General features: G+C 27.1%; 3 protein-coding genes and 1 pseudogene. All 4 read right to left on the bottom strand.

The window, feature by feature from the left end:
- Positions 1-73 precede the first annotated feature (73 nt).
- Complete coding sequence (locus tag BN899_RS18960; RefSeq protein WP_154658882.1) at positions 74-247, bottom strand: hypothetical protein; 174 nt, start codon at positions 245-247, stop codon at positions 74-76.
- Positions 248-278: 31 nt separating this feature from the next.
- Positions 279-1,387: pseudogene (gene wecB / locus BN899_RS20770) on the bottom strand (non-hydrolyzing UDP-N-acetylglucosamine 2-epimerase).
- A gap of 31 nt (positions 1,388-1,418) precedes the next feature.
- Positions 1,419-2,654: a glycosyltransferase family 4 protein gene (locus BN899_RS05660; protein ID WP_042273604.1), complete on the bottom strand. Its 1,236-nt coding sequence runs from the start codon at positions 2,652-2,654 to the stop codon at positions 1,419-1,421.
- 3 nt (positions 2,655-2,657) lie between these two features.
- On the bottom strand, positions 2,658-3,190 hold a 533-nt coding region (locus BN899_RS05655; RefSeq protein WP_042273602.1), incomplete at its 5' end, for a glycosyltransferase family 4 protein.

Raw genomic sequence — 3,190 nt, 5'->3', positions numbered from 1 at the left:
AATTTAAACATATAAGGTATCAGTCCTATAAATAAGCTTTGTATACATATAAATATGATGTTTACATATAATATTAAATATATATATTTATATTTTTTACTTTTTGACCTTTAACTAAATAGGTTCCTGCTAAAAACATAAATATAATAGTTAATAATGAAGTAAGGTTAGATAATGCTGGCACATTTCTTACTATAAAATCATTTAATAGAGATGACATAACGCATAGTATTATAATTTGTTTCATATATAATGGCTCTTTTCTTTATAAATTAAATCTAGCTTCTTATTTCATTTATTATATTATCTACTATATATTTACTTGCAAGTCCATCTCCATATGGATTTGATGCTTTAGACATTTCATTATATAGCTCTTTATTTATAAGCAACTCTTTAGCTAAAGAATATATAGTGTCTTCTTTCGTCCCTGCTAGTTTTAAAGTTTTAGATTTTATACCTTCTGGTCTTTCTGTTGTGTCTCTTAGTACTAATACAGGCTTACCTAAAGATGGCGCTTCTTCTTGTATTCCCCCACTATCTGTCATAATCATATATGAATTATTTAAAAAATTATGAAAATCTATAACTTCTAATGGCTCTATAATATGAATCTTTTTGTTACCTTTAAATATTTCATTTGCAGTTTCCCTTACTAAAGGATTTAGATGTATCGGGTATACTACCTGAACATCGTCAAATTCATCTATTATTTTTTTATGGCACTAAACATACTTATCATATTTTCTCCTAGATTTTCTCTCCTATGAGCTGTAAGTAATATCATTTTATCATTACCTAGATTTTCTATAACTTCATGAGTATAATTATCCCTAACTGTAGTCTTTAGAGCATCTATTGCTGTGTTACCCGTTACAAATATACTTTTTTCTTTCTTACCTTCTCTTAAAAGATTTTCTTTTGATACTTGTGTTGGTGCAAAGTGAAAATCTGCTATTATTCCTGTAATCTGTCTATTTATCTCTTCTGGATAAGGTGAATACTTGTCATATGTTCTAAGTCCAGCCTCAACATGCCCCACCTTTACCTGATTATAAAACGCTGCTAAACTTCCTGCTAATGTAGTCGTTGTATCTCCATGAACTAATACTATATCTGGTTCAACTTCTTTTATTACCATATCTAGTTCTTGTAATGCTCTTGTTGTTATGTCTACTAATGTTTGCCCTTGCTTCATTATATTCAAGTCATATTTTGGAACTATATTAAATGTATCTAGAACTTGGTCTAACATCTGACGATGTTGAGCGGTTACGCAAACTATACTCTCTACCTCTTTTCTTGACTCCAATTCCTTAACCAAAGGGGCCATCTTGATAGCTTCCGGTCTAGTTCCAAATACAGTCATTACCTTTATTTTCTTCAATTTCATCATTCCCCCTATATTTTAATTATTGTTAAATTTTATTCTTATATTTTTCATATATTAATTCCGTCTCTTCTGAAATACTTTTCCAACTATACTTTCTTTCAACAAATGCTCTACAGTTCTTACCAATAATATGTCTTAAATTTTCATCTACAACTAATTTATCTATTGCATTTCCTAATTGAATTTCATTTTTAGATTCTACTAATATCCCTGTTTCTAAATTTTTTACTATCTGTGGCATTCCACCTACATTTGTAGATATTACCGGTTTTCCACAAGCCATAGCTTCTAATGCAGATAAACTTATTGCCTCCATTAATGATGGAATTGCTATAATATCACTTAATTTTACATATTTATCCATAACTTGATAATCTATATTTCCCAATAATTTAATTTTATTTTCTAGGTTATTTTCTTTTATATACGCTAATATTTCATCTCTATATTCAGGATAGTCTGCGTAATCATTTCCTCCAAACATAAATATTATATTTTCAGATTTTAATTCTCTTATTGATTTCACTAAATATATTATCCCCTTAGTTGGGGCCCATCTCCTTGGACTAAATATAACAATTTTATCTTGAGGTATATTATATTTTCTTCTCAATTCATTCATTTCACTTCCATTAACCTCATTAAATCTATCTACATCTACACCATTAGATAAAAATGAAAATGTGGTATTATGTCTTATTCCATTAAAATCTGCTAACTCATCACTTGGGGCTATTATATATTTAAAATGATTTGTCAGTAAATTTATAGGAATATTACTAAACGGTAATTTCTTTAAAAATAAAAACTCTCCTGTATGATTAGTAAATATAACATTATATTTTTGAGCCAACGACTTTGATAACTTTATACTTGATATAAAGTCATGTTGATGAATTGTAATTTCATCATAACCACTATTATCTATATCGTTAGCTATATATTTGTATACATCTTTTTTAAATTTATTGTAATAATATTTTCTTTTATAACCATTTACCATCCCTAAAATATTTTCACCAGATTTTTCTTTATATTTTAAATATTCTTCTTCATTTTTTTTATTACCTACAGATATTTTATGAATTTCTATTCCATCTAAATTATAACTCTCTGTTTTACTATAATTTATAACAGGATTTATAATTTTTACATTGTAACCTTTTTTAACAAATTCTCTAGATAAATTATACACATGATTTTCAACTCCACCTATTGACGGATAAAAAAGTGTAGTAATCATATAAATAGCTTTTTTCATATTTTATTCTCCCATTAGTTTTTCATATACATTATATGTTTTTTGTGCACATTTTTCCCATGAATATAAATTTACTGTCTTGGATGCTACTTCTCTTTTAGAGTTTCTATATTCTTTATTACTAGTTAAGTTTAGAATATGTTTAACCATATCCTCTTCATCATATGGATTAAAATAAAATGCAGCATCTCCTAGTATTTCTTTTAATACTGGTATATCAGAAACAAGCACTGATTTATCTCTTGACATTGCTTCTAATGGTGGTAATCCAAATCCTTCATATAGTGATGGATATACTACAAACATAGCTTTTTTGTATAAACTTTCCAATTCATCATCACTTACATACCCAGTAAATATCACACTGTCATTTAATTTAAATTCTTCTACCGTTTTATATACATCTTCAAATTTCCATCCATTTTTACCAACAATGACTAATTTAAGTTTCTTATTCATTTTATTGACTTCTTTAAATGCCTTTATCAGCCTTACTAAATTTTTTGAAGGAGATATAGTGCCCACAAATAATATAT

Origin of the sequence: Faecalimicrobium dakarense, assembly GCF_000499525.1 — a bacterium.
In the GTDB taxonomy this organism is placed as follows: domain Bacteria; phylum Bacillota; class Clostridia; order Peptostreptococcales; family Peptostreptococcaceae; genus Faecalimicrobium; species Faecalimicrobium dakarense.
This window is presented reverse-complemented; position numbering and strand designations above follow the sequence as displayed.

Excerpts from the sequence above, each read along its gene's own strand:
- BN899_RS18960 (WP_154658882.1), bottom strand. The coding sequence starts at position 247 with ATGAAACAAATTATAATACTATGCGTTATGTCATCTCTATTAAATGAT.
- BN899_RS05660 (WP_042273604.1), bottom strand. The coding sequence starts at position 2,654 with ATGAAAAAAGCTATTTATATGATTACTACACTTTTTTATCCGTCAATA.